Below are 524 nucleotides of genomic sequence, written 5' to 3' on the forward strand. Positions count from 1 at the left end.
CGCAGCCCTCGCCGAGGCCGACGAGGTGCTGTGGCTCACGGGTGGGCGGGTCGCGGCGCGCGGCACGCACGCGCACCTCGCGGCGCACGTCCCGGGCTACGGTGAGGCGGTGCGAGCCGAGCAGCGGGACCAGACGTGAACGAGCACCGGGGCGAGATGCGCGAGGTCACGGCGTCACCGCCCGTCGCGGGGGCGCCGTTCCAGCGCGGCGTGCTCGTCGACTCCCTCCCCACGCAGACGCCCCTGACGGGTGACGCGCTGACGGACCTGCTGAGCGCGATCCTCGCGGTCGCCGGGCAGCTCGACCTCACGACGGTCCTCGACCGGTTCGTGCAGGTCAGCGCCGAGCTCACGGGTGCCCGGTACGGCGCGATCAACGTGCTCGACGACCAGGGCGCGTCCACCACCTTCGTGTACACCGGCATCCCGACGGCCGTCGCGCGCATGCTGCGGCGTCCGCCGCCCGCCGAGGGCGTGCTCGGGCAGATCCCCGTGGACGGTGCGCTGCGTCTCGACTACCTCAC

Annotated in this window: 1 pseudogene; it reads left to right on the forward strand. The window is 74.6% G+C overall.

The window, feature by feature from the left end:
• Window positions 1-135: 135 nt before the first annotated feature.
• Window positions 136-524, forward strand: a pseudogene (locus tag G3I71_RS46495) (hypothetical protein); the annotation flags it as partial.

Origin of the sequence: Streptomyces sp. SID12501, from assembly GCF_010550245.1 — a bacterium.
Taxonomy (GTDB): Bacteria; Actinomycetota; Actinomycetes; order Streptomycetales; family Streptomycetaceae; genus Streptomyces.